The sequence below is a fragment of the Pacificispira sp. HM-600 genome, from assembly GCF_977993705.1.
This window is the reverse complement of sequence record NZ_OZ388079.1, coordinates 2,278,184-2,301,667: the sequence shown is the minus strand read 5'-3', so window position 1 is coordinate 2,301,667 and position 23,484 is coordinate 2,278,184. Positions and strand designations below refer to the sequence as shown.

Sequence of the window (23,484 nt, the reverse complement as noted above, 5' to 3'; positions counted from 1 at the left end):
CGCGGGTGCGTTCAGTTGTTCTGCGGGAACCCGAGGTTGATGCCGCTGTGCTCGGAGTGGTGCCGCGTCGCGGGGTCGAGCCACCGGCTCGTGATCGCCTTCTCACGGGTGAAGAAGTCGAACCCGTGCACACCATAGGCCTTTGCATCCCCGAACAGCGACGACTTCCAGCCGCCGAACGAGTGGTACGCCACCGGAACGGGGATCGGCACGTTGATGCCGATCATCCCCACGTGCACCTCGTTCTGGAACCGCCGCGCGGCGCCGCCGTCGTTGGTGAAGATGGCCGTCCCGTTTCCGAACTGTCCCGAGTTGATCAGGTCGAGGCCCTCCTGGAAGCTCCGCACGCGGACGATCGAGAGCACCGGGCCGAAGATCTCTTCCTGATAGGCCCGGGAGCTGGTCGGAATGTCATCGATCAGGGTCGGCCCGAAGAAGAAGCCGTCCTCGCGCCCCTCAACGGAGAATCCTCGGCCATCCACGACGATCTTCGCGCCGTCCTGCTCGGCAATATCGACGTAGCTCGAGACCTTCTCGCGGTGCACATCGGTGATGAGGGGACCCATGTCAGGCTCGCCATCGGCACCGCCCGCCCCGTCGCCGATGCGCAGACGTCCGATGCGCTCGGTGATCTTCTCGATCAGCTCGTCGGCAACCGGCTCGACCGCGAGCACGACCGAGATCGCCATGCAGCGCTCGCCCGCCGCGCCGTAGCCGGCGTTGACCGCCTGGTCGGCGACCAGGTCGAGGTCGGCATCCGGCAGCACCAGCATGTGGTTTTTCGCGCCGCCCAACGCCTGCACCCGCTTGCCGTGGCGGGATGCGGTTTCGTAGATGTACTGCGCGATCGGGGTCGACCCGACGAACGAGATCGACTGCACGATGGGACTTGTCAGCAGCCCATCCACGGCCAGCTTGTCGCCCTGCAGAACCGTGAAGACACCGTCGGGAAGACCCGCCTCTTTCCACAACCGGGCGAGCCAGAGCGCCGCAGACGGGTCCTTCTCCGAGGGCTTGAGCACGACCGCGTTGCCCGCCGCGATCGCGATGGGGAAGAACCACATCGGAACCATGGCCGGGAAGTTGAAGGGGCTGATGATGCCCACGACCCCGAGGGGCTGCTTGAGCGAGTAGACATCGATTCCGGTGGAGGCGTTCTCGGTAAAGGCGCCCTTGATCAGGTGCGGGAAGCCGGTCGCGAGCTCGACGACCTCTTGTCCGCGCAGGATCTCGCCCATCGCATCCGAGACGACCTTCCCGTGCTCGTTCGTGATGATCTCGGCCAGTTCGAGCTTGCGGGCGTTGAGCAGCTCGCGGAACGCGAACAGCACGGCCTGCCGCTTCGCGATCGAGTAGCCGCTCCAGAGCGCGTACCCTCGCTCGGCAGAGGCCAGCGCCTCGGCGATCTCGGCCTCATCGGCGAGGGCGACGGATGCCGTCCGGCGCCCGGTTGCCGGGTTGTAGACGGGCGCGGTCCGACCACTCGTGGAGGGGCGCTCGGCGCCGTCGATCCAGTGAGAGATGACGCGGAGGTCGATGGCGTCGTCGGTCGTGGCGGGGGTGGTGTCGGTTGTGCTCATGACGGTTCCTTCTGTGCGGGTCAGAGGTCGAGGTGGACGAGGCCGGCGGCGGTGTCGACCGCGGCCGCCACGTCACCATCGGGCGGGTAGAGGAGGGTGCGTCCCACGGTGAGCCCGCGGACGCCGGGGAGAGAGAGAGCGTCCTCCCACGAGGCGAATGTCTCGTCGGGGTCCACACCCGAGTCCCCTCCGAGGAGGAGGGTCGGCATGGTCGTTGCCGCCATGACCCGCTCCATGTCCTCGACCACGGGCAGCTTCATCCAGGTGTAGGCGCTGCTCGCGCCGAGGCCGGACGCGATCGCAATCGACTGAATGACGGCATCCGTCGACAGGTCGTTGATGATGCGCCCGTCGGACCACAGGCTGATGAACGGCTCGAGCATGATCGGGAGCCGAGCAGCCGCGGCCTCGGTCACAGCGCGTGCGGTGGCATCGAGCGTCGGCGCCGTTGCCGGGTCGGCCAGGTTTACGCGCAGAAGCGTCTTGGCGAAGTCGATACCCGAGGCGACCATGGACGGCACGTCGTAGCCGGTGAAGCGGTCGTCCATCTCGAATGCCGCCCCGCGCAGGCCTCCGCGGTTCATAGAACCCACGATGATCTTGTCATCCAGCAGCCCGAGAGCCGCGAGATCGTCGATGATGTCGGGGGTGCCGAGGACCCCATCGACTCCCGGCCGACTCAGGGCGATAGCGAGGCGCTCGAGCAGCTGATTGCGGTCCGCCATCGCGTGCGGGTCGGCGCCGACCGCGAGCGCGCCGCGGGCCGGGTGGTCGGCCGCCACGATGAGCAGTCGCCCATCGCCACGGAGCACCTCGCGACGCCTGCGCTTGTGGAGCGCCTCATTGATCGCTTCGGGGCGCTCGGCGCGGAGGTCGCGAAGGGCGGCCAGATCGATTGTGGTCGGTGGGGTGATCGTCATGTCACACGCCCCTTTCGAGGATCTTCTCGATCTCATCCGTGTACGGCATCGCGGTCGAGCACTCGCGGCGGGAAGCGACGATGGCACCGGCGATGTTCGCAAATCGAAGGATTCTCTCGAGCCCCCACCCCTCGAGCAGGCCGTGGCAGAGCGCCCCACCGAAGGCGTCACCGGCGCCGAGTCCGTTCACGACGTCGACGAAGTACGGAGGCACCTCGACGCTCTCGTCGCAGGTCTTTGCCAACACACCCTTCGGGCCCTGCTTGACGATCGCGAGCTCGATGCCTCGCTCGAGAAGAGCATCCGCGGCGCGATGCGGGTCGGTCTCGCCGACCGCGACATCGCACTCTTCGCGATTGCCGACGGCGACCGTGACCTGGGCGAGAACGGGGGCGATCTGATCCGACGCATCCTGAGGCGTCTGCCAGAACATCGGCCGATAGTCGAGGTCGAGCACGGTGTGCGTCGCGCGGGCGCGCGCATCGAGCGCGACGTGGTGCGCTTCCCGGCTGGGCTCCTGGCTGAGGCCCGTGACGGTCATCCACAGGACTCCCGCACCGCGAACGGAGTCGAGGTCGAGCTGAGCCGCATCGATATTGAGATCCGGCGCCTTGGGCTCGCGGTAGAAGTAGAGCGGGAAGTCGTCGGGAGGGAAGATCTCGCAAAAGGTGATCGGGGTCTTCAGCGACGGATCTGTCGCGACGCCGCGGGGATCGACGCCCAGGCGCGAGAGCTCGGCGAGAAGGTAGCGTCCGAACGGGTCATCGCCGACTCGCGACACCAACTGGACACGGCGACCATGCCTGGCCGCGGCAACCGATACGTTCGCGGCGCTGCCGCCGAGGTACTTGCCAAACGTCTCGACCTGCTCAAGACCGACCCCGTCTTGCAACGGGTACAAGTCCACGCCGAGCCGGCCGAACGCCAGGACGTCAGGGGAAAGAATCGTCTCAGTCATACTCCGCTGTACAACTCACTTTCACATCAGATGATTATGTCCTAACAATAGCACATGTACCCCGGCGCGCAACGGTTGATACAACAAAGGGGGCCTTAGGTAAGGTTGTCGGGACATGAGCAGCCGCGATCAGCGCTCGAGAGGATTCCATGGCCACCGAGGAGACCTACTGGCCTGACGAGCTCTTCGAAGACCTGGATCGCACAGGACCCATGCCCCTCTATTTCCAGGTCTCGAGCCGACTAGAAGCGGCGATCACGTCAGGCGCCATCCCCACGGGCGCGCGCCTCGAGAACGAGATCGCGATCGCCAAAAAACTGGGCCTGTCGCGACCCACCGTGCGGCGTGCCATCCAAGACCTCGTCGACAAGGGCCTACTCGTGCGGCGACGCGGTATCGGCACGCAGGTCGTCCAAGGGCAGGTCACTCGCCAGGTCGAACTGACCAGCCTGTACGAAGATCTGCAAAGCGCAAACCACGACCCCGGAACGCGGGTGCTGGATCACGGGATCATTGCCGCGTCGGATAGCGTCGCCACAGCCCTCGGCATCGCCGCCGGAGCCGAGGTCGTCTATGTGCGCCGCCTCCGCAGCACGGATGCCGTGCCCGTAGCCGTGCTCGAGAACTTCCTCCCGACCGAATTCAGCGACGTGACCACCGAACAGCTCGAGCAGCGTGGGCTCTATCAGATCCTCCGCGCGCGCGGAGTGACGATCCGCATCGCCAAGCAGAAGATCGGCGCGCGACGAGCACACGGAGACGAGAGCGAACTGCTCGACATCGACCGGGGCGGACCGGTGCTGACCATGGAACGCATCGCGTTCGACAACTCCGGACGAGCAATCGAGTTCGGCCACCACTGCTACCGACCCGACATGTACAACTTCGAAACCACCCTTGTCGCGAAATAGATTCGAAGGCATCCAGCTGGCTCAGGCCGCATGCTGCTCCTCGAGCGCGGCCTGAGCACGCGAAGACATGGGCTCGTGACCGATCCGGCTCAGCCCTAGCCGAGCAGCACCACCCCGAAGCCGGCGACGACGGCGCGCACTTCATTGAGGTACCGCTGTGCCTGCTCGGTGAGGGGTATCGCGGAATGTCCGATCCAGCCGATCTCGATGCGTTCTTCGACGTGGAGCGGCACGGCGATGATCTCGGGGTCGAGGTCATCGCTGATGATGCCCGTCGAAATCGTGTAGCCGCCGAGCCCGAACATGAGGTTGAAGATGGTTGCGCGATCGGAGACCCTGATCTCCTGCTTGCTCGACAGGGGGGAGAGGATTGAAGCGCCCCGGGTTTGATGGAGGCTCTCGAACCTGTGAAGGATGAGAGTCATGGCAGCACCACGGAAGTACAGTGAGGAACTGAAGGATCGGGCGACGCGGCTCGCGCTGGACGCACGCCGCGACCCGGCGAGCAAGGTCGGGGCGATCAAGCGGATCGCCCCGACCAGCTCGGTATCCACCCGGAAGCGTTGCGCCCATGGGTCAGGCAGGCCGAGGTCGATGCGGGTGGGGCGCCGGGAACCACGACGGTGGACTCGGAGCGGATCGCGCTGCTGGAGCGGGAGAACCGGGAACTGAGGCGGGCGAACGAAATCCTGAAGACAGCGTCGGCTTTTTTCGCCGCGGCGGAGCTGGACCGCAAGCTGAAGTAACCGAGGTGTCGGCAGCGGTGCTCGTCGAGTATGTCGACGAGCACCGCGACCGGTTCGGGGTCGAGCCGATCTGCACGGTCCTCCGCGAGAGCGGGCTGCAGATCGCCCCGAGCACGTACTACGCCGCCAAGGCGCGTCCACCGTCCGCGAGAGCGGTCAGGGACGCTGCGCTGGTGGAGGATATCTCGCACCGCGCACAAGGCGAACTTGGGCGTCTACGGGGCGAGGAAGATCCACGCCGAGCTGAACCGGGAGGGGCCCGTGGGCACGGGTGCCAGGAATGCCACTGGCCCGAGCGAGGACAACTCGCTCGGGCCAGTGTAGAAATCGAACGAAGAGACCTGCCCCCCTTGCGATAGCAACCTTACGCGAGCGACATAGTCGCATCGAATCCAAGGGCGGCTCTACCCCGCTACCTCGACTTGATTTTGCAGAGCTTGAGGGCTGCGTCGAAGGCGGGGTCTGACACTGAGATCTCGTCGGTGGAGCGGACGGTCGTCGGTTCGTCCAGGCCGGCGTCGACGTTACGCAACCAGTACGCCCAGCACAGCCCCGTGCCATCGGCGGGGCGTCCGTGATTGGAGAAGAACTGGATCCCCAACGGCAACGTGCCATCGTCGAGCTCCACGCGATCTCGCAGGATCCCGGCGATGGCGGTTGTCAACGCTCGGTCGTCCCCCGTCAGATCCGACATCGTCAGCATCGAGTCGTCCGTGAGCGCATGCGGCTCGAGATAGTCGATCAGCGCAGAGATCGTCTCGGTCGCCGTGACGTCGATCCACCATCCTTGCGGGAAAGACAGACCATAGATCTCCCGACCTTCCCGGAAGACCCGAGGGAGCCAACTCGCCTTCATCGTGCCGGCCTCTTCCCATTCGCCGACGATCTGGGACCAAAGCTCGTCGAGCGGCAGTCCCATGAAATCGGCCAAGGGTTGCAGCGCGCGTCGCTTCTCATCCACGATCGTGCGATAGGGCGCAAGCAATTCCATGAACGCCGTCTGCCGGTCGGCGCTGGCGTAGATCGTGCGACCCACAGTGTCATACCGACTTCACGCCGACGGGTCCTCCTCGCCGGCGTGCCGCAGAGGCGGCGCAAGCGGGCCATAGGACTCACGCGCGATGCGGAAAGCCTGGGCCGGGCTCGCTGCGAGCGCGAGCCCGGTCTTCTGACAGATTCGTTGGGTCGACCCCATTGATCAGCCGCTGAACGAGTCGTCTACCAGTGCCTGGGCTGCAACCGCGACATCCTTCAACCGGTCTTCGCGGATCGCGTTCGCCGGGGTGTCGTACTCGAGCCACGGGTTCGCGCCGATGAACCACACACGCGCGACATGCTCCCCTTCTACTTCCACGACCTTCTGCCACTGCTCGTAGGCAAACACGAGCCGCTTCACGGCCTCCGGGCGCGGGGACGGACCGCCCTCCTTGGCCCACTTGTGCGACGCCTTAGTATCCTTCGAACCAGCCAGCGCCGACACGAGAGTCCCGCCCAACGCAGCATTCAAGCGGCGGGTAATCTCTCGCGCATCCAGTTGAATAGCGCGACGGTACGCACTATTGCGCACAATGGTTGTCTCGACGCTCTTTACGCCTGCCTTGACAGTCATGATGGGTCCCGCCTCAGTCGCTCTCGAGGTTCCACCCTACGTCCGCAACACCGGAATGTCCACAGTAATGCCACCGATAAACCACTACTATGGTGGATCTCTGTCCCGGCTAATTCGGAGCCGAGGCGGGCCCTTCCGGCCCTGCGGCAAAGCCTGATACTCGAGCACGAACTCGCGGATCTCATCCGCCGTGAACCCCGCACTGATCGACATCCCTCTTCCCCTCGCTGAACGTGAACTGACTCACAACCAGCCTGGCGAAGAGGGGACGGTGGGATTTGAACTCACATCCTGTGACCTTTCCCCGCTGTGACCTTTCCCCGCCGTGCAGGGCCTTCCTCACCCGTATCCACCCGGGTGTCGACCTTTCGTCGATGTGCCGGGCGGTACTTGATGCGACACGTTCTTTCTCACGGGTTTGCCCGGAAAACAAACCGTGACTAGCGATGGGTCAGCGCTTTCGCCGAGGATGGAGGATAAGGCTCTCGCGGCCAAGTTCGACGAAATCTGCGTCTTCGAACGCGACGACCACCTGCGCGTGATGGGCGGAGAATTGGTCCAGCAGTTCCCGGTTGCGAGTATTGCCGACGACGAGCAGCAGCAGCCGCTCTGGATGACCACCGGTCTCGTGCGTGTGACGAAAATCGGCGTCCTTCGTCACCACGACACGCCCGCGCGCGTCCGCGGTGGATGTGATCACAGAATCGGTTGTTCGACTGCCGGCGGGCAGTTCTTTGACGTGAATCGCGTCGTGCCCGAGATCGACCAGGTGCACGGCGAGGCTGCGCGGCAGTTGCGCATCGACCAGGAACTTCATCGGTGAGAGTCTTTCAGGCGACGAATGCGAGCACTTTCGTACCGCCCGCAACAGATGCTGCGTACTCGAGCGCCGCAAGCACGTCGTCCCGGGTCAGCTCGTCGTACTCGCCGAGCAACTCGTCGATCGTCTCTCCGGCCGCAAGAAGCTCAAGGATCACCTGTACGGTGACTCGCGTGCCGCGGATGACCGGCTTGCCGTGCACAACCTCCGGATCAACACTGATCCGGTCAAGGCGCGAAGTCGTGGGAGCCATGAACACAGTGTCCCACGCGAATCCGCCGCCGTCACCCGCCGATGGGCGGCCGCGCCACGCACGTCCCAAAGAAAGGCGGCCTACTCAGGCTGCACACAGCTCCTCGGCGGTCGTGAGCGCCCCCTTGGAAGTAGGCGTTGGGGACGGCATCGGCCATCACCAGATCGACTCTGCGACCGAACACGACTTCAAGGTCTTCTTTCAGTCCGAAGTATGCGTCGACGAGGTCCGCGACGTCCCGCTCGAAGTCGGCGAGCAGAAGCACATCACTCCACGAGTCGTCGAAGCGATCCCCGGTGATGGACCCGAAGACGCCAATGTGGCAAACGGGAAGGGAGCGTGCTTTTGGTCTCAGCCTGAATCGTGCATGATCGAGAAGCCCTCTTTCGCCATCACGCGTCGCCGTCGACTGTGCATCCGCTCCAGGATCGGTACAGCGGAGTCGCGGAAGTCGTGAACGACCGCAACGGCATCCGCATCGACACTACGCGTGACCCGACCGACCTGCTGAATGATGCGCCCCTTGAAGGAGACAGGCACCGCGAGGAACAAGGCGTTCAGGGATGGCAGGTCGATCCCCTCACCGGCGACCTTGTCGATCGCGACAAGCACGAAAGGTGCACGCGCCGCATCGAAGGATGCGAGCCGGTCCCGCAGTGCGCGGCGGTCCGGGGCGCTGAGTCGACCGTGCAGAGACAGCACTGGGACATCGACGCGCGAAGCGATCCCTTCCACCAGCATGTCGAGATGGCCGAGCCGGTTGGTGAGCACCAAAGAACGGCTGCAACTCTCGGCTGCGCGTGCAACCTGCTCGACGATCAGCGCGTTGCGGACCTGGTCGATCGCGAGTTCTGAGTAGATCGCTTGAATCGATGGTCCGTCCGCTCCTGACTCTTCGGTGGTGAACGCAGCCTCATGCACCAGAAAGCTGCGCGCCCGCGCGGGCGCTGCCGAGATGTTGTGCCGGATCGGGCCACACTGCATCGTGATGAGCCCGTCCATCTGATCGGCGCGATACGGAGTCGCTGTGAGGCCTACCCACTGCCGCACACTCACCGTACGAATTGCAGCCTCGACAGCAGGAGCTGCTACCGCATGACATTCGTCGACAATGATCTGCCCATACTCCTCAAGCAGCGTTGGGTCCCCGCTGCGGTGCGCGATCGACTGCATCATGATCAGGTCGACAACCCCCCGACGCTTCCGGCGACCACCACCCAATTGCCCGATCTCCTTGTCTGTTATGGAGAGAAACTGAGTCAGTCGGGTTCGCCATTGCTGGAGGAGTTCGGTCCGGTTGACGAGTATTGCTGTCGGTGTCGCACGTTGAGCTATCAGCGCACATGCGATCACGGTCTTGCCCGACCCTGGCGGGGGGACCAGCACTCCCGTGTCCTGACCCAACAGGGCCTTGACCGCGTCCCGCTGCTCATCGCGCAGTTCGCCCGTGAACGTCACATCGATCGAGGCCGGGGCGGCGATGTCGATCGACAACTCAACAGTGAAGCCTGCGTCCGCCAGCACGCTGATTGTCTCATCGAGCAGGCCGCGCGGCAGACGGAGTTCACGCTCATCATGCTCAAAGCACCTGACAAGGCGCGGAATACCGAACGTGCTGAATCGCTGCGCCTGCCGACGGTAGAACTCAGGGTTGGAGACCGATGCCGCGTGCTTGAGTTCGGTCACCACCGAGCCGGGAAGTCCCTCCGTAGGGACTCGCACGACCGCGTCGCGCTGAACGACTATTCGTCGCCCTGCGACATGAGCGGCCTCCGCTTTGATCGCAGCCCGGCGGGGCCTCACCGCTAGAGACTCTCGGGGGCCGGCGGGCAATCGGTTCGAAGTGTTCGCGAACTCGTCTACGCGCTTGGACCCGACGACGCTGACCTCAGCAAGGGCTGCGAACTGATCCTCGAACGGCTCCCACGTCTCGGGGTCGGGAAACACTGTTGTTCCGTGTCGCCGCGAGTCGCCGTGAAGCGGAAGTGCGATCAGGTTGCCGAGACGGAGACGTCCCGGAGACCGCACCGGAAGAGTGTCCTGGGACGGGAAGAACCGGTCGTAGCTCGACATCGGCATTGACGCCCGCTCCGCCATCGCGGCGCGCAGCATGGCCGCGCCCATCGCCCGCGCGGCAGCGGCTGGCACCGCCTCCTCGAAGAAGGTCCAGACGTGCGCTCCCGCCCCCGAACGAGAGATCTCGGCGAGGGCACTGATGTCCGCCTTTCGGCACGCGGCCGCGTAAGCCCGGGCATCCAGCCGCCAGTCACCATCATCGAAGTCGCACGCGAGAAATCGACACTGGTCGTCTTGAAGGAGCGGGTACACGCCGACATGAAACACACGATCACCTGTCCGCCCGCCCCACAGGTACTGCTCGAGAACCGCATCCGTCAATGGAAGCAAATCGACATCGGTTGTCGCATCGGTGAAGAAACCGCCCCGCACCGCCGGGCTCCAGCCCTTCCTGCCGGTGCGCCGACTCACCCACGGCAGCGCGTAGGCGTCAGCTCGACCGGCGAATCGAGCTCGAAACAAGGCAAGCTTCTGTTCAGGTGAGGATTCTGCTGTCACAGCAGGCGCATGCTCCGAAACGTCCCGGGGAAGGGAACGCGCTGCAGCCTCGGTCTGCGCGGTGCCCTCCTGCTCGATCTCCGCGAGATCTCGACGCGCGGATGCGAGCTCACGTTCCAGCCGACGAACACGCTCCCTTGCCGCCGCCAATCGAACACCGCCCTCCACCCCTCGACCGTATCTCCTTCAAGCCAACACGAGCCGCGAAGGTGTCTCGCGGTGAGAGAGTGCTCGCCCCGAGCGGATTCGGCTCGGGCGATCGGGCGAAGATCTTCATAGCGCGGCGACAGTCTGCGCGACGAGAGAAGAAGTGTCATGAGCTGTCCGGGGGATGGGAAGGAACTCGGGTGCTGTGGTGCTGGGGTGGAGATGGGAAGCATTCATGAGTACAGCACTGTTGAGGGCGCGCGTTACCTGGTCCGATACCGCAAGCCCGACGGTGTCCATGCGGGTCGGCGGCGTTTTCTGACGAGGGCCGACGCTGCGGAGTATCTCGCCTTCATCGAAGCGTCCATCGCGCGGGGGTGCTACGTGGACCCGATGCGGGCGCGGGTCACGGTGGGAGAGCTTGCCCCCGCGTGGTTGGCGTTCCAAGCGGCAGTGCTGAAACAGTCCTCCGCCCACAGCCTCGACTCCGCATGGCGGGTGCACGTCGCCCCACGATGGGCGGACGCGGCACTGGCGGAGATCGGCCACGGTGATGTGCGGGACTGGGTCGCGGGGCTCGCTACCTCGCACGGGGCGTCTACGGTGATCCGCGCGCACGGGGTGCTGTCCGGGCTCCTGGAGGTCGCCGTCCGCGACCGACGCCTGTTGGACAATCCCGCCCGCGGCATCCGCTTGCCCCGCAAGGCCCCGGCACGGCGCGCGTATCTTAGCCATGCTCAGGTCGCGCGGCTCGCTGGCCACGCCCGCCAGCCGGACGTGGTGAACCTCCTCGCCTACACCGGTCTTCGGTGGGGTGAGGCGACAGCGCTCCGTGTCAGCGACGTGGACACCGTACGGCGCCGCGTGAACATTCAAGAGAACGCTGTCGCCGTGAACGGCACCATCCATGTCGGGTCCCCGAAGACTCATCGCGCGCGTTCCGTGGCGTACCCGGAGTTCCTCACTCCGAGTGTTCAGGAGGCGATCGCCGGGAAAAGCGCACAAGACCTATTCTGCGGCGACGGTGACACGCACCTCCCGTTGCCGAACTCCCGGGACGGCTGGTTCGCCGGCGGGGTGAGACGATCCCAATCGGAGAACCCCGCGTTTCCGCGCGTCACACCTCACGACTTGCGTCACACGGCCGCCGCGCTCGCGATCCGTGCCGGCGGCAACGTGAAAGCCGTCCAGCGAATGCTGGGTCACGCCTCCGCCGTGATGACACTCGACACCTACGGGCACCTGTTCGATGACGACCTCGACGCCGTCGCGGGTGCGATGCACAACGCCAGGACCGCCTCCACCCGCCACGAGACGAACTCGGATGCAGTCAGAAACGCACCCCACCGTGTCGCCCCGCGCCGACTGTAGTTGCATACCTGCAGAAGACTATTTCCCGATTCTTTCTCACGCTCATATGCCGATGCCTCGCGATACCAGTGTTTGCATGGGGTCGCGAGGCGTGACGGTGGGTACGCGAACACAAGTAGGTTGAGGCCACCGGAAGCGGTCTTGTCATCACGCGGACCCGCGGAATTCCGAGGATCTCGCTTGGCTCCCAACGGCGCAGAAGCGCGTCGGTCGAATTTTCCCGGACCTTCCCAAACGCCGATCAGCGCCACAAAAAGTAGCGCTGATCAGGCATTATGGCGGTGACGGTGGGATTTGAACCCATACGGGAACACCTTTCAGCGATGTGCAATGGGCCCACTTCGCTGTCATTCCGCGGATGTCGACCTTTCTGCGGTGTCGCGAAGTGGCCTGATCTTTCCTCATTCTTTCCCACGGGCTACCCGCGGGTTCCGCCATCGCTGCGTGGTGCCAGCTCGGCGGCGAGTGCCACGAGCTCTGTGTCGATGATGTCGGTGACGGCTTCTGGATCGACACGGAAATACTCGTGGACAAGGATGTTCCGCAGCCCCGCGATCGCCGGCCACGGAACATTCGGCCGCGCCGCCTTGAACTCTGCCGGTAGCGCACGAACGGCTTCACCGATGACTGCGAGATTCCGCAGGACAGCGTCATAGGCCATCCCGGCGATCAGAGCGTCGGCGCTACGAAGCGACGAGCGGTACGCCGCGATTCGATCGATCGCCGACAGGATGTCATCCGTCCGTTCGCCATCACGTCGATTCACAACGGCACAGCCTCCGCAAGCGCGGGCGCGGAGACGCCATCACGGAGCAACGAGGCAGTGACGACATCCACACGGACACCCAACAGGTCACTGAGTTCTTCCCCGAGACCCGACACCCGCAACAGCGGATTCCCCGCATCCGGGAGCAGATCCACGTACAGATCGACGTCACTCGTCGAGTGCGCTTCTCCCCGCGCCACAGAACCGAACACGCGCGGATTCACCGCCGCATATCGGATCAGCACCTCGGTGATCTCGTCACGCCGTGCGAGCACGGCAGCGAGTGAGACGGGAGCGCCTCCGGCAATGATCGACATACAGGCAGGTTACTCGCCCCACCAATCCGTGGAACGGAGATTGATCGCCCGAAGACAAATACTCACCGAGGTCGGACCGATCGATCCGGGTTCGTCGACCATACCGTCGTCACCCATTTCAAAGCCCCGGTCGATCTTTCCCGGACTTTACCCACGGAAATGGGCTCCAGAACCGCGTGATTACGCGACCGTGGAGCCCATTCCGCAAACGGGATATCGCCCGATCTTTCTCACTTCCATTCAATGAGAATCAGAAAGTGACCCTGATCAGGGATTTTTGGCGGTGACGGTGGGATTTGAACCCAAACGGGAACAACTTTCGACGGCGCACAACGAGCCCACTTCGCTGTCGTTCTGCGGATCTCGACCTTTCAAATGCCCACCCCAGCGGGCCTGATCTTTCGTCAATCTTTCCCACGACGTTCCCACCAGCCCAGACGCCCGAGTAGCGCCGCCGAGCAGCGAGAAGGCCACTCCTCGCGCGCGAGCAGACATACACCGGCAATGCATCGGCAAGCGCCATCGGTTGCGGGGAAAGACCGAGGCGCAATCAAGACTCTCGCGGTGCCCGATGTGAAGTCGTCGCGGGCACGTCGGTGACGGGAGTGATGTCGCGGACTAGCGAGATGTGGGACTCGAAGTCGGTGCGGTTCGCCTCGTGATGACCAACGGCATCGCGACACGAGAGAGCAGACCTATTGATTGACTGGGTCGTGCTTCCAGAACCCGGAGAACGTTATGCGCGACTTCGCTAACCCGGCTCGATGCAATCGTCGGCGGCCTTCCGTGGTGAGCGTCGACTCGCCCACGACGAACGCGTAGTCTTTCGGCTTCGGTGAGATGCGTGAGCTCAGTGCATCGAGAGCTGCGGCTCCCGGCAACGTATGCCGTTCCGGGCGCAGAATCCAGATCACCTCTACGCCGACTGGTCGCTTGAGGTCCTGGACGTCTCCAGCATCCGGCACCTCGATGATCGCCGTACCGGTTGCTTCGCTGGGCAGGTCGCGCAGGATGCCTCGCAGTGCGGGAACGCCTGTTTCGTCGGAGACGAGATGGATGTCTTGCGTGTCGCGAGGGGGGTCGAACAGTGGCCCCTGATCGAGGAGCGCAACGGGCGAGCCGTCGAGAACGCTTGTCGCCCAGATGGCGACTGGACCCGCCATCGCACCCGTTTCGTTCCAGTGCAGCACGACGTCAATGTCCATCTCGGCGCCCCCCGAGATTGGGCGCATCGAGGCAACTGTGTAGTTGCTGCAATGCGGTCTCGCGTGGTCGGGGATCGCGAGATATGGCTTGTACCAGCTCCCGCCGCGGATGACCGGCAGTACAAGTGGCGCGCCAGGTCGGGGCGGCAGGAACAGACGGAACCAGTGATCCAGTCCGCTCCACTCGAACTCCGCGAGCTCCGGACTTGCGACGGTCACGCGCTGGAACGAGGGCGACCGTCGGGTTGTGCTCACCACTTGTGCGGTGAACATTCGCGGATCTGTCGGCATGAGACGGTTACCGGCCATCTATCTATTCTATTAGGTAAGGCTAGGCTTATCTGGAAATGGCTTCTTGACGGCTTAGAACGGAATCCGACGATGCACCGCGCCCACCGACGCCCCACTTCGACTGCAGCCCGAATCGCTGCGGCCGCCGCCGCGATCGCACTCAGCGGTGCGGCGCTCGCGGCCTGCAGTTCGGCACCGACAGCCACTGCTGAGAACCCGGACTACACGAGCGAGCCGACCGATACCTTCCCGGTGACGGTCACGCATCAGTTCGGCGAAACCGTCGTTCCGGCCGAGCCGCAGCGCATCGTGATCGTCGGTATCACCGAGCAGGACATCCTGCTCGAGCTGGGGGTCACGCCGATCGCGACTACCGAGTGGTACGGCGAGCAGCCTTATGCAGTATGGCCGTGGGCCGTGCCACTGCTGGGCGATGCCGAGCCCGCCGTACTCCACGACGCCGACGGCATCGAATACGAGAAGATCGCCGCATTATCGCCCGATCTCATCGTCGGGACCAATGCGGGGCTCGACGATGAGACGTACGAAAAGCTCACGCAGATCGCCCCTACGATCGCAAGCGCGGCTGAAGCAGACCCGTACTTCTCCGACTGGCGCGAGCAGACGCGACAGATCGCTGCGGCGACCGGACGCTCCACTGCCGGCGAGGACCTCATCGCGGGCGTCGAAGACGCGTATGCCCAAGCGGCGGCTGCGCACCCGGAGTTCGCGGGGCTCAGCGCGACCTTCTCGCAGGGTGTGCCGTACGAGGGCAATCTCTACGTCTACCCGGACGGACTCAACACCGACTTCCTTACAGATCTCGGCTTTATCATGACTCCCGACCTCGAGCCGTACGCTGCCGAGCCCGGTTCGCAGGCGCTCATCTCGCCCGAGAACATCGACCTGATCGAGGCCGACGTCATCGTCTTCGCGACCGACTTCGGCGAGGACGTCGACACGCTGCTGGACTTCGGCACCGTATCGAGCCTCGGCGCCGTCACGGAGAACCGCGCGATCTACACGGACGGCACCCTCGCCGGCGCGATCTACTTCCTCACGCCGCTCAGCCAGAAATACGTCCTCGAGCACCTCGTTCCCCGCCTCGTCGACGCGGTGGCCGGAGAGGCCCCGCAGACGACCGAGGGCTGAGCCCGGTGCAATACAGGCGCAGCATCGGCCTGCTGCTGTCGGTGCTGGCGCTACTGGTCGTGTGCATCGGGTCGATCCTCATCGGGGCGAAGGGTCTGTCGTGGGCCGAGCTGTCCCACGCGCTGACCTCCCCGACGGGCACCGCGACCGACCAGATCATCTGGGATCTGCGTTTCCCGCGCACGATCGTCGGGATCATCGTCGGCGCGGCGCTCGGCGCGGCGGGCGCGCTCATCCAGGCGCTCACCCGCAACCCCCTGGGCGACCCGGGAATCCTAGGAGTCAACGCCGGCGCATCTCTGTTCGTGCTCCTGGGCATCGTTCTGTTCGGCGCCACCACCACAGTCGGTTATATGGGCTTCGCGTTTGCGGGCGCGCTCGTGGCGACCGGCGCGGTGTACTTGATCGGCGCCACCAGCGCACGCGGGATCGACCACGTGCGAATGACGATCGCAGGCGTCGCGCTCGGCGCGGTGCTGACCGGAATCGGAGCCGCGATCACGCTCCTCAACCCGCGTGCGTTCAACCTCATGCGCGGGTGGGAAGCCGGATCCTTCGTGGAACGCGGAACGGAGGTCTACCTTCCCGTGTTGGGTTTCGTCCTCATCGGCGTCATCGTTGCCCTCGCCCTCGCCCATCCCTTGAACGCTCTCGGGCTCGGCGACGAGCTCGCATCATCGCTCGGCGCCGGCGTACCGGGAACCCGCATCCTGACGGTGGTGGCCATCACCCTCCTCGCGGGAGGCGCGACGGCCATCGCCGGGCCCATCGCCTTCGTCGGCCTCATGGTGCCGCACGTAGCGCGCTGGATCGTCGGACCCGATCAACGATGGATCATCCCGTTCTCGCTCGTGCTCGCACCGACGCTTCTCCTATTCGCCGACATCGTGGGCCGCGTGGCGATCGCACCGGGCGAAGTGCCCGTCGGCATCGTAACCGCGTTCATCGGAGCTCCCGCGCTCATCGCGCTCGTGCGCCGCGCCAAGGCGAGTGCACTGTGAATGCCCCGCCGAGGGAAGCGCTCCTGCTACCCGGGCGCACCAGCATCATCCGAGTCGGGCGCATGTCATTCCGCGTTGCTTGGCGGCCTCTCACGATCGGGCTAATCATCTGGATCGTCGTCGGCACACTCTCCCTGGTCGCCCTGGGACTCGGCGATCTCCCACTGTCGGTGCCGCAGGTAGTCGCGGCACTCCTGGGGGGCCAGGACGGAATCGTTCACACCGTCGTCATGGAATGGAGACTCCCCCGCGTCCTCGCGGCGGTCCTCTTCGGCGCAGCACTCGGGGTATCGGGAGCCATCTTTCAATCCCTCACACGCAACCCGCTTGCCAGTCCCGAGATCATCGGGTTCGAGGCGGGATCGTATGCCGGCGGCATCCTGGTCATCATCGCGTTCGGCGGAGGCTACCTCGCCGTCGCCGGCGGTGCTCTCGTCGGGGGTTTCGTCAGTGCCGTCGCGATCTATCTGCTGGCCTACCGCGACGGGATGCACGGGTTCCGGCTCATCATCATCGGCATCGGCATCTCAGCCATGGCGAGCGCGTTCTCGTCCTTCCTCATCCTCCGCGCCAAACTCGAGATCGCGATGGTCGCGGCCGTGTGGGGAGCCGGATCGCTAAATCCGGTCGGCTGGGCACAGCTCATTCCCACTGGTCTGATCGTCATCGTCGCATTCGTCGCGCTGATGACGCTCACCCGGTCGCTGCATCAGCTCGAGCTCGGCGACGACGCGGCACGCGCTTTCGGGGTGCGGGTGGAGCCAGCACGGCTGGGGCTCGTCGCGTGCGGAGTAATCCTTGTCGCCGTCGTCACAGCCGCAGCCGGACCAATTGCTTTCGTCGCGCTCGCCGCCCCGCAGATCGCTCGACGTCTCACGCGGTCTCCCGGGGTCGGGCTCCCGGGCGCTGCCGCGATGGGCGCACTCGTGTTGCTGGGATCCGATCTCGTGGCACAGCACGCCCTCCCCACGGCGATTCCGGTCGGACTCGTGACTGTGATTATCGGAGGCGCATATCTGGTTTGGCTCTTGATCCATGAAGCACGGAGACGTCTATGAGCACAACATCCGTCCCCCCGCCCGCTCGGCTGCACACCGAAGCCATCACGATCGGCTACGACAAGCGGGTCATCTCGCAAGACCTCACCGTCGCGATCCCCGACGGGTCGTTTACCGTGATCGTGGGGCCAAACGCCTGCGGCAAGTCCACGCTGTTGCGCGCTCTGTCACGGCTGATCCGACCCACCCAGGGCCAGGTCGTGCTCGACGGGAGATCGATCGCGTCGTACCGCTCGAAAGAGGTCGCCCTTCGCCTCGGCCTTCTCCCGCAAACCTCCCTCGCACCAGACGGCATCACGGTCGCGGATCTCGTCGCCCGCGGCCGCTTTCCCCACCAGTCGATGACCCGCAGGTGGTCGAAAGCGGACGAGAATGCCACCTCCGCCGCGATGGCCGCGACGGGTGTCACCGAGCTCTCCTCCCGTCTCGTAGACGAACTGTCCGGCGGGCAGCGTCAGCGTGTCTGGGTCGCGATGGTGCTCGCCCAGCAAACACCGCTACTCCTGCTCGACGAGCCCACGACCTTCCTCGACATAGCCCATCAGATCGAACTCATGGAACTGTTCACCGACCTGAACGAGTCCGGCAGCACGCTCGTGGCGGTGCTGCACGACCTCAATCACGCCGCGCGGTACGCGACTCATCTCATCGCCATGAAGGACGGAGCCGTCGTTGCTCAGGGCGCCCCGACCGACATCGTGACGGCCGAACTCGTCGAGTCTGTCTTCGGACTGCCCTGCGTCGTCACGCCCGATCCTTTAACGGGCGCCCCGTCAGTGTCGCCGCGGGGACGCACGCGACCCAGCAAGCCCTAACGGATTCCATCGGACTGCACACGCGGTGAGTGAAACCAACGGCTACGCAGGAGTCAGGCGAGGACCTGTCCGTTATAGGTCTCGCCCCACGCCTCGTTACCTGCGGGAGTAAGGCCGCGACCCTGCGCGACCTATTCCGCCAACATCGGGGCAGCGCCTCGATAATCGCGTCACATTGACACAGGAAGATGAGTCGCCGGAGAAAGCCACTCAACGAGATCGACAGAACAATGGGGGAGTCGTCGACCCACACCGTTGTCGCTCATTTCAACGCCCCGGTCGATCTTTCCCGGCGTTTACCCACGGAGACGGGCTCCAGAACCGCATAATCACGCGGCACTGGAGCCCATACCGCGAACGGCATTTCGCCCGATCTTTCTCACTTCCATTCAATGAGAATCAGAAAGTGACCTTGATCAGGGATTTTTGGCGGTGACGGTGGGATTTGAACCCACGACCCCGGAGTGGGACTCACTCGGAATCCGATGATTCTCGCGGTTTGGATCAGGTCATAAGGCGTATCAGATCAGATATGCGGTGTTCGATTTCGTTCATCCGTTGCCACGCCGTTGCCAAAGGCACAGTCCTGCCTCGGCCGCATTCGCCAGTGTCGGAGGGGGTTACTAGTTTCAACCCAAGCCCTGACCTGAAGGAGTATTCATGACCGATCGCAACAACCTAGAGGCCAGACAGGCTCAAGCGCAACGCGTCACGCTTTCCGCGTGGCAGGGATTCGTTGCTGCGCAGCGCGTCTACCTCACCAACGAGCTCAGGCTCCAGGCGCGCACAACTGTTCTGCAACAGGACGACGTCACCGACCGGATCGCTGACCGCGGAGCCCTCCGAGCAAGCGCCGACCAGATCATGGGACTGCTGCACGGATAGGTGACAGTTCCTAGTCACGCCGCCAGCGCGACGGTCGTGTTCATGATGGTCTCGAACTCGATGGGCGTCAAACGTCCCAGGCGGCGCTGCCGGCGCCGTCGGTGGTAGGTCCGCTCAATCCAGGTCACCATCGCGATCCGCAGTTGTTCCCGGGTGGTCCAGGTGCGGCGGTCGAGGACGTTCTTCTGCAGCAGTGCGAAGAAGCTCTCCATGGCGGCGTTGTCCCCGCTGGACCCGACTCGGCCCATCGATCCGACCATGCGGTGACGGGTCAGAGCGCGCAGGAACTTCCTACTTCGAAATTGGCTGCCCCTGTCGCTGTGAATCACGCAGCCGGCGACGTCGCCACGCATCGCGACAGCATTCTCGAGTGCCTGGACGGCCAACCGCGACTTCATTCTCGAGTCGATCGAATAGCCCACGATGCGGCCGGAGAACACGTCCTTGATCGCGCAGAGATAGAGCTTCCCTTCCGCAGTTTTGTGCTCCGTGATATCGACCAGCCAGAGCTCGTTCGGCGCGTCAGCGGCGAATACATGCCGCACCCTGCCGTCCTCATCGATCACGGCGCAGAGGTCGTCGTGGACGGGTGGTCCGGGCCGCCGTCCCTTGCCGCGCTTGGGTTTCCCGAACGCGCTGAACCAGCCGTTGGCCGACGCGATCCGCCACGCGGTGCGGTCAGCCATCGCCTCACCCACGTCGCGGGCCTCGTCGGCGAGCAGCCGATGCCCGAACTCGGGATCGTCCTTATGCGCGTCGAAGAGCGCGTTCGCGCGATATGCCTCGACCACCTCGCTGGGCGTGATGGGGTCCGCCAGCCACCGGTAGTAGGGCTGACGGGAGAGCTTCAAAACCCGGCACGTCACCGTCACGGGAATCCCCGATGCGGCGAGCTCTGTCACGAGCGGGTACCACCTTTTCCCGGCAGGTTCGCCTGCGACAGATACGCCGCCGCCCGCCGCAGGACCTCGTTCTCCTGCTCCAGCAGCCGGTTCCGCTTCTTCAGGTCGCGGATCTCGGCCGCCTCGGTGCGGGATTGGCCGGGCTTGGCGCCCTCGTCGATGTCAGCTCGACGCAGCCACTTCTGCAACGTCATCGGATGGACACCGAAGTCTTTCGCGATCTGCTCGATCGTCACTCCGGGCTCGCGGTTCCTCGCGACGCGCACGACGTCGTCACGGAACTCGCTCGGGTAGGGCTTAGGCACAGCAACATCCTTCCAGGCCGCCCTCCCGGGCAAGCCAGATCAGATGTCACCTATCCGTGCAGCAGTCCCGTGTTCGGATGGGAGTTTGGTCGGACTCGGGAGCCGAGGAGCTCGGCGATCAGGGTTCACGCCTCGCGGAGGTTGCCGCGCCCCGATTTCTCCCAATACCCCTGGGGGGTATGAAGCGATTTTACCCGGATGCGGCCGGCCGTTGTCAAACCAGGGCGGAGACGCTGCTCCCGCTGGGGGCTCGTCGCGAGCGACCGCGGTGACCCCAACTCCCGCCTTGTATCGCCCAGCGGAATGGGGAAGAGTGGAGGAGTAGGCCCAGCCCGGGACTTCGGTGAACTGGGGTCGACGGATCAGAAGGGGAGGTCGACCGCCATGGCGGCTGACGTGCAGACGGTGGTGCTCGAGGCGAAGGGAATGTACCGGGGATCATCGAAGGCGGTGGTCGAGGCGGCCCTCTCACGACGCCCCGGCGTGACCCGAGTCGAGGCCAACCCGGTGTCGCAGACAGCGACCGTGACCTTCGACCCTGCGCGGACCTCGCTGGCCGACCTTCGCCGGTGGGTGGAGGACTGCGGCTACCACTGCAGCGGCATGTCCGTTCCCGATCACCTCTGTGACCCGATGGAGCAGGTCGACCATGGCGGACACGGGGGAACCGGAGCGGTGGTGACCCACGAGGACCACGAGGACCACTCGGCGCATGGGCTGCCTGCCACCGCACAGGCCGGACAGGCACAGCCGGACACGGGGCACGCGGCGGCTCCGATGGCGGGCGCGTCTGCGCATGCCGATCACGCCGTGCATCCGACGCCGGTGAGAAGCGCCCAGGAGGTGATGGGGCACGGCGGCCATGGCGCCGGCACGTCGATGGCCGACATGGTGCGGGACATGCGGAACCGCTTCCTGGTCGCCGCGATCCTGTCGGTGGCGGTCACTCTCTGGTCGCCCATCGGCCGGGAAGTCCTCGGCTTCACGGTGCCGGCACCGTTCGGGCTCCGCGATGACGTCTTCGCGCTCATCCTGTCGCTGCCCGTCATCTTCTACTCGGCGTGGATCTTCTTCGACGGTGCATACCGGGCGCTTCGGGCCCGCACGCTGGACATGATGGTGCTCGTCGCCGTCGGAGTGGGGGCGGGGTGGCTGTACAGCCTCGTCGTCACACTGACCGGAGGTGGGGAGGTGTTCTACGAGGCGGCGACCGTCCTCGCGAGTTTCGTCCTGCTCGGTCACTGGTTCGAGATGCGGGCGCGCGGCGGCGCGAACGACGCGATCCGCACCCTGCTCGAGCTGGCACCGCCGAAGGCACTCGTCATCCGGGACGGCGAGACGATCGAGGTGGGCACATCCGACATCGTCCCCGGCGACCTCATGCTCGTGAAGCCCGGGTCCAAGATCCCAACCGACGGGAACGTCGAAGACGGCGAGTCGGAAGTCGACGAGTCGATGGTCACCGGCGAGAGCCTTCCCGTGCCGAAAAGCCCCGGGTCGGGCGTCATCGGGGCCTCGGTCAACACGACCGGCACGCTGCGGGTCCGCGCGACGAAGGTCGGTGCCGACACCGCGCTCGCGCAGATCGTCGCGCTCGTGCAGGAGGCGCAGAACTCCAAGGCACCAGGGCAGCGGCTGGCCGACCGCGCCGCGTTCTGGCTCGTGTTCGTGGCGCTGATCGGCGGCAGCGGCACGTTCATCGTCTGGCTGCTCGCCGGGGCGTCGCTGCAGAGCGCCCTGCTGTTCGCCATCACCGTCGTCGTGATCACGTGCCCCGACGCACTGGGGCTGGCCACACCGACCGCGATCATGGTCGGCACCGGTCTCGGCGCGAAACGCGGCGTGCTGTTCAAGAACGCGACCGCGCTGGAGGCTTCCGCAGGCATCGACACGGTCGTCCTCGACAAGACCGGAACCCTCACCAAGGGCAAGCCTGAAGTCACGGACTTCGTGGCGGCGGGAATCCCCGAGCGAGAGCTGCTGTCTCTTGTCGCTGCAGTCGAGCGGGAGTCGGAGCACCCGCTCGCCGGCGCCGTGGTCGCCTACGCCGACAAGATGGGAGCTCCGGTGCTCAGCGCGTCCGGCTTCCGGAACGTGCCGGGCCACGGCGCCGGCGCAGAAGTCGACGGCCGGCAGGTCCTCGTCGGAAACCGCAAGCTCATGGTGTCCGAGGGCGTCGACATCGGGCGCGTCGCCACGCAGCGGGACGAGCTCGCGGCGACCGGCAGGACGGCGGTGCTGATCGCCGTGGACGGGACAGCGGCCGGGTTCGTCGGACTCGCCGACGCGGCCCGGGAGACCGCCCCGGCAGCGATCGCAGCCCTGCACGAGGCGGGCGCCGAGGTGGTCATGCTCACCGGTGACAATGAGGCGACCGCGAAGCGGATCGCGGCGCAGCTGAACATCGACACGGTCATCGCCGATGTGCTGCCGCAGGACAAGTCGGCGAAGATCGCGGAGCTGCAGTCGGCCGGCAAGCGGGTCGCGATGGTCGGCGACGGCGTCAACGACGCCCCGGCGCTGGCGAAGGCCGATCTCGGCATCGCGATCGGAGCCGGCACCGATGTGGCGATCGAGACGGCGGACGTGGTGCTGATGCGGTCGGATCCGCTGGACGTGCCGATCGCACTCAGGATCGGCAAGGGCACGGTGCGGAAGATGCGGCAGAACCTCGCCTGGGCGATCGGGTACAACGTGATCGCGCTGCCCATCGCCGCGGGCGTCTTCTACCCCGCGTTCGGGCTGATGCTCAGGCCCGAGATCGCGGCGATCTCGATGTCCGGGTCGAGCCTGATCGTGGCGGTCAACGCCCTGCTGCTGAAGCGGCTCCGCCTGCCCCGAGCCGTGGATGCCCCGGCCGGCGCCGAGTCCCCGCAGCTCGCTGCGACGAGCGCCTGA

At 65.2% G+C, this 23,484-nt stretch carries 22 protein-coding genes and 1 other annotated feature; of the genes, 9 read left to right on the top strand and 13 right to left on the bottom strand.

The window, feature by feature from the left end; all coding sequences use genetic code 11:
• Window positions 1-11 precede the first annotated feature (11 nt).
• From ACXZ1E_RS10970 to iolC, 3 genes are read right to left on the bottom strand one after another with little or no spacing between them, the layout of a single operon-like run.
• A complete protein-coding gene (locus ACXZ1E_RS10970) occupies window positions 12-1,580 on the bottom strand; it encodes a CoA-acylating methylmalonate-semialdehyde dehydrogenase (RefSeq protein WP_458040534.1) in 1,569 nt (522 codons plus the stop codon).
• Between the two features lie 20 nt (window positions 1,581-1,600).
• Complete coding sequence (locus ACXZ1E_RS10965) at window positions 1,601-2,500, bottom strand: class I fructose-bisphosphate aldolase (protein WP_458040533.1); 900 nt, start codon at window positions 2,498-2,500, stop codon at window positions 1,601-1,603.
• A gap of 1 nt (window position 2,501) precedes the next feature.
• On the bottom strand, window positions 2,502-3,458 hold the full coding sequence (gene iolC / locus ACXZ1E_RS10960; RefSeq protein WP_458040532.1) for a 5-dehydro-2-deoxygluconokinase: 957 nt from the start codon (window positions 3,456-3,458) through the stop codon (window positions 2,502-2,504).
• Between the two features lie 149 nt (window positions 3,459-3,607).
• Here iolC and ACXZ1E_RS10955 point away from each other — a divergent pair, with 149 nt between their 5' ends.
• Window positions 3,608-4,369, top strand: a complete 762-nt coding sequence (locus ACXZ1E_RS10955; protein ID WP_458040531.1) for a GntR family transcriptional regulator — start codon at window positions 3,608-3,610, stop codon at window positions 4,367-4,369.
• Between the two features lie 95 nt (window positions 4,370-4,464).
• On the opposite strand, the gene ACXZ1E_RS10950 is transcribed toward ACXZ1E_RS10955, so the two are convergent.
• A complete protein-coding gene (locus tag ACXZ1E_RS10950; RefSeq protein ID WP_458351946.1) occupies window positions 4,465-4,794 on the bottom strand; it encodes a hypothetical protein in 330 nt (109 codons plus the stop codon).
• 123 nt (window positions 4,795-4,917) lie between these two features.
• Here ACXZ1E_RS10950 and ACXZ1E_RS10945 point away from each other — a divergent pair, with 123 nt between their 5' ends.
• Window positions 4,918-5,115: a transposase gene (locus ACXZ1E_RS10945; protein ID WP_458042916.1), complete on the top strand. Its 198-nt coding sequence runs from the start codon at window positions 4,918-4,920 to the stop codon at window positions 5,113-5,115.
• Window positions 5,073-5,225, top strand: a sequence feature (AL1L pseudoknot). (Overlaps the previous gene by 43 nt.)
• A 302-nt stretch (window positions 5,226-5,527) precedes the next feature.
• Here ACXZ1E_RS10945 and ACXZ1E_RS10940 read toward each other — a convergent pair.
• The 5 genes from ACXZ1E_RS10940 to ACXZ1E_RS10920 form a co-directional block, all read right to left on the bottom strand.
• The gene (locus ACXZ1E_RS10940) at window positions 5,528-6,151 is read right to left on the bottom strand and encodes a hypothetical protein (protein ID WP_458040530.1); all 624 of its coding nucleotides are present in this window, start codon (window positions 6,149-6,151) and stop codon (window positions 5,528-5,530) included.
• Window positions 6,152-6,313: 162 nt separating this feature from the next.
• On the bottom strand, window positions 6,314-6,724 hold the full coding sequence (locus tag ACXZ1E_RS10935) for a hypothetical protein (RefSeq protein ID WP_458040529.1): 411 nt from the start codon (window positions 6,722-6,724) through the stop codon (window positions 6,314-6,316).
• 451 nt (window positions 6,725-7,175) lie between these two features.
• Window positions 7,176-7,541 (bottom strand): DUF5615 family PIN-like protein, encoded by a 366-nt coding sequence (locus ACXZ1E_RS10930; protein ID WP_458040528.1) that lies wholly within the window; start codon window positions 7,539-7,541, stop codon window positions 7,176-7,178.
• A gap of 13 nt (window positions 7,542-7,554) precedes the next feature.
• Entirely contained in the window at window positions 7,555-7,797 is a 243-nt protein-coding gene (locus ACXZ1E_RS10925; protein ID WP_458040527.1) for a DUF433 domain-containing protein, read from the bottom strand.
• A 351-nt stretch (window positions 7,798-8,148) separates the two neighbouring features.
• Window positions 8,149-10,371: a TOTE conflict system archaeo-eukaryotic primase domain-containing protein gene (locus ACXZ1E_RS10920; RefSeq protein ID WP_458040526.1), complete on the bottom strand. Its 2,223-nt coding sequence runs from the start codon at window positions 10,369-10,371 to the stop codon at window positions 8,149-8,151.
• 369 nt (window positions 10,372-10,740) lie between these two features.
• On the opposite strand from ACXZ1E_RS10920, the gene ACXZ1E_RS10915 reads away from it, so the two are divergent.
• The gene (locus tag ACXZ1E_RS10915; protein WP_458040525.1) at window positions 10,741-11,889 is read left to right on the top strand and encodes a tyrosine-type recombinase/integrase; all 1,149 of its coding nucleotides are present in this window, start codon (window positions 10,741-10,743) and stop codon (window positions 11,887-11,889) included.
• A 418-nt stretch (window positions 11,890-12,307) separates the two neighbouring features.
• On the opposite strand, the gene ACXZ1E_RS10910 is transcribed toward ACXZ1E_RS10915, so the two are convergent.
• The 3 genes from ACXZ1E_RS10910 to ACXZ1E_RS10900 form a co-directional block, all read right to left on the bottom strand.
• The gene (locus tag ACXZ1E_RS10910; RefSeq protein WP_458040524.1) at window positions 12,308-12,655 is read right to left on the bottom strand and encodes a HepT-like ribonuclease domain-containing protein; all 348 of its coding nucleotides are present in this window, start codon (window positions 12,653-12,655) and stop codon (window positions 12,308-12,310) included.
• Window positions 12,652-12,972 (bottom strand): nucleotidyltransferase family protein, encoded by a 321-nt coding sequence (locus tag ACXZ1E_RS10905; protein ID WP_458040523.1) that lies wholly within the window; start codon window positions 12,970-12,972, stop codon window positions 12,652-12,654. Before ACXZ1E_RS10905 ends, ACXZ1E_RS10910 begins: the two co-directional genes overlap by 4 nt.
• A gap of 695 nt (window positions 12,973-13,667) precedes the next feature.
• Complete coding sequence (locus ACXZ1E_RS10900; protein WP_458040522.1) at window positions 13,668-14,486, bottom strand: siderophore-interacting protein; 819 nt, start codon at window positions 14,484-14,486, stop codon at window positions 13,668-13,670.
• Window positions 14,487-14,558: 72 nt separating this feature from the next.
• Between ACXZ1E_RS10900 and ACXZ1E_RS10895 the strand changes: the two genes are divergently transcribed.
• The 5 genes from ACXZ1E_RS10895 to ACXZ1E_RS10875 all read left to right on the top strand — a co-directional run bounded on the left by ACXZ1E_RS10895 (window position 14,559) and on the right by ACXZ1E_RS10875 (window position 19,379).
• On the top strand, window positions 14,559-15,620 hold the full coding sequence (locus tag ACXZ1E_RS10895) for an ABC transporter substrate-binding protein (protein ID WP_458040521.1): 1,062 nt from the start codon (window positions 14,559-14,561) through the stop codon (window positions 15,618-15,620).
• Window positions 15,621-15,625: 5 nt separating this feature from the next.
• The gene (locus ACXZ1E_RS10890; protein ID WP_458040520.1) at window positions 15,626-16,621 is read left to right on the top strand and encodes an iron chelate uptake ABC transporter family permease subunit; all 996 of its coding nucleotides are present in this window, start codon (window positions 15,626-15,628) and stop codon (window positions 16,619-16,621) included.
• A 62-nt stretch (window positions 16,622-16,683) separates the two neighbouring features.
• A complete protein-coding gene (locus ACXZ1E_RS10885; RefSeq protein ID WP_458040519.1) occupies window positions 16,684-17,679 on the top strand; it encodes a FecCD family ABC transporter permease in 996 nt (331 codons plus the stop codon).
• Complete coding sequence (locus ACXZ1E_RS10880) at window positions 17,676-18,494, top strand: ABC transporter ATP-binding protein (protein ID WP_458040518.1); 819 nt, start codon at window positions 17,676-17,678, stop codon at window positions 18,492-18,494. Before ACXZ1E_RS10885 ends, ACXZ1E_RS10880 begins: the two co-directional genes overlap by 4 nt.
• Window positions 18,495-19,154: 660 nt before the next feature.
• A complete protein-coding gene (locus tag ACXZ1E_RS10875; protein ID WP_458040517.1) occupies window positions 19,155-19,379 on the top strand; it encodes a hypothetical protein in 225 nt (74 codons plus the stop codon).
• A gap of 14 nt (window positions 19,380-19,393) precedes the next feature.
• Here ACXZ1E_RS10875 and ACXZ1E_RS10870 read toward each other — a convergent pair.
• A protein-coding gene (locus tag ACXZ1E_RS10870; protein WP_458040516.1) for an IS3 family transposase occupies window positions 19,394-20,586 on the bottom strand; the annotation gives its coding sequence in 2 pieces (ribosomal slippage) (window positions 19,394-20,299 and window positions 20,302-20,586; 1,191 coding nt in all).
• Window positions 20,587-20,970: 384 nt separating this feature from the next.
• Between ACXZ1E_RS10870 and ACXZ1E_RS10865 the strand changes: the two genes are divergently transcribed.
• Window positions 20,971-23,484, top strand: coding sequence for a heavy metal translocating P-type ATPase (locus ACXZ1E_RS10865; RefSeq protein ID WP_458040515.1), 2,514 nt, complete (start codon window positions 20,971-20,973; stop codon window positions 23,482-23,484).

What these genes read in the sequence shown, in the direction of transcription:
- ACXZ1E_RS10950 (WP_458351946.1), bottom strand. Translation starts at nt 4,794, where the DNA reads ATGACTCTCATCCTTCACAGGTTCGAGAGCCTCCATCAAACCCGGGGC.
- ACXZ1E_RS10865 (WP_458040515.1), top strand. Translation starts at nt 20,971, where the DNA reads ATGGCGGCTGACGTGCAGACGGTGGTGCTCGAGGCGAAGGGAATGTAC.
- ACXZ1E_RS10900 (WP_458040522.1), bottom strand. Translation starts at nt 14,486, where the DNA reads ATGGCCGGTAACCGTCTCATGCCGACAGATCCGCGAATGTTCACCGCA.
- ACXZ1E_RS10955 (WP_458040531.1), top strand. Translation starts at nt 3,608, where the DNA reads ATGGCCACCGAGGAGACCTACTGGCCTGACGAGCTCTTCGAAGACCTG.
- ACXZ1E_RS10895 (WP_458040521.1), top strand. Translation starts at nt 14,559, where the DNA reads ATGCACCGCGCCCACCGACGCCCCACTTCGACTGCAGCCCGAATCGCT.
- ACXZ1E_RS10935 (WP_458040529.1), bottom strand. Translation starts at nt 6,724, where the DNA reads ATGACTGTCAAGGCAGGCGTAAAGAGCGTCGAGACAACCATTGTGCGC.
- ACXZ1E_RS10965 (WP_458040533.1), bottom strand. Translation starts at nt 2,500, where the DNA reads ATGACGATCACCCCACCGACCACAATCGATCTGGCCGCCCTTCGCGAC.
- ACXZ1E_RS10925 (WP_458040527.1), bottom strand. Translation starts at nt 7,797, where the DNA reads ATGGCTCCCACGACTTCGCGCCTTGACCGGATCAGTGTTGATCCGGAG.
- ACXZ1E_RS10880 (WP_458040518.1), top strand. Translation starts at nt 17,676, where the DNA reads ATGAGCACAACATCCGTCCCCCCGCCCGCTCGGCTGCACACCGAAGCC.
- ACXZ1E_RS10970 (WP_458040534.1), bottom strand. Translation starts at nt 1,580, where the DNA reads ATGAGCACAACCGACACCACCCCCGCCACGACCGACGACGCCATCGAC.
- iolC (WP_458040532.1), bottom strand. Translation starts at nt 3,458, where the DNA reads ATGACTGAGACGATTCTTTCCCCTGACGTCCTGGCGTTCGGCCGGCTC.
- ACXZ1E_RS10930 (WP_458040528.1), bottom strand. Translation starts at nt 7,541, where the DNA reads ATGAAGTTCCTGGTCGATGCGCAACTGCCGCGCAGCCTCGCCGTGCAC.
- ACXZ1E_RS10875 (WP_458040517.1), top strand. Translation starts at nt 19,155, where the DNA reads ATGACCGATCGCAACAACCTAGAGGCCAGACAGGCTCAAGCGCAACGC.
- ACXZ1E_RS10905 (WP_458040523.1), bottom strand. Translation starts at nt 12,972, where the DNA reads ATGTCGATCATTGCCGGAGGCGCTCCCGTCTCACTCGCTGCCGTGCTC.
- ACXZ1E_RS10885 (WP_458040519.1), top strand. Translation starts at nt 16,684, where the DNA reads ATGTCATTCCGCGTTGCTTGGCGGCCTCTCACGATCGGGCTAATCATC.
- ACXZ1E_RS10915 (WP_458040525.1), top strand. Translation starts at nt 10,741, where the DNA reads ATGGGAAGCATTCATGAGTACAGCACTGTTGAGGGCGCGCGTTACCTG.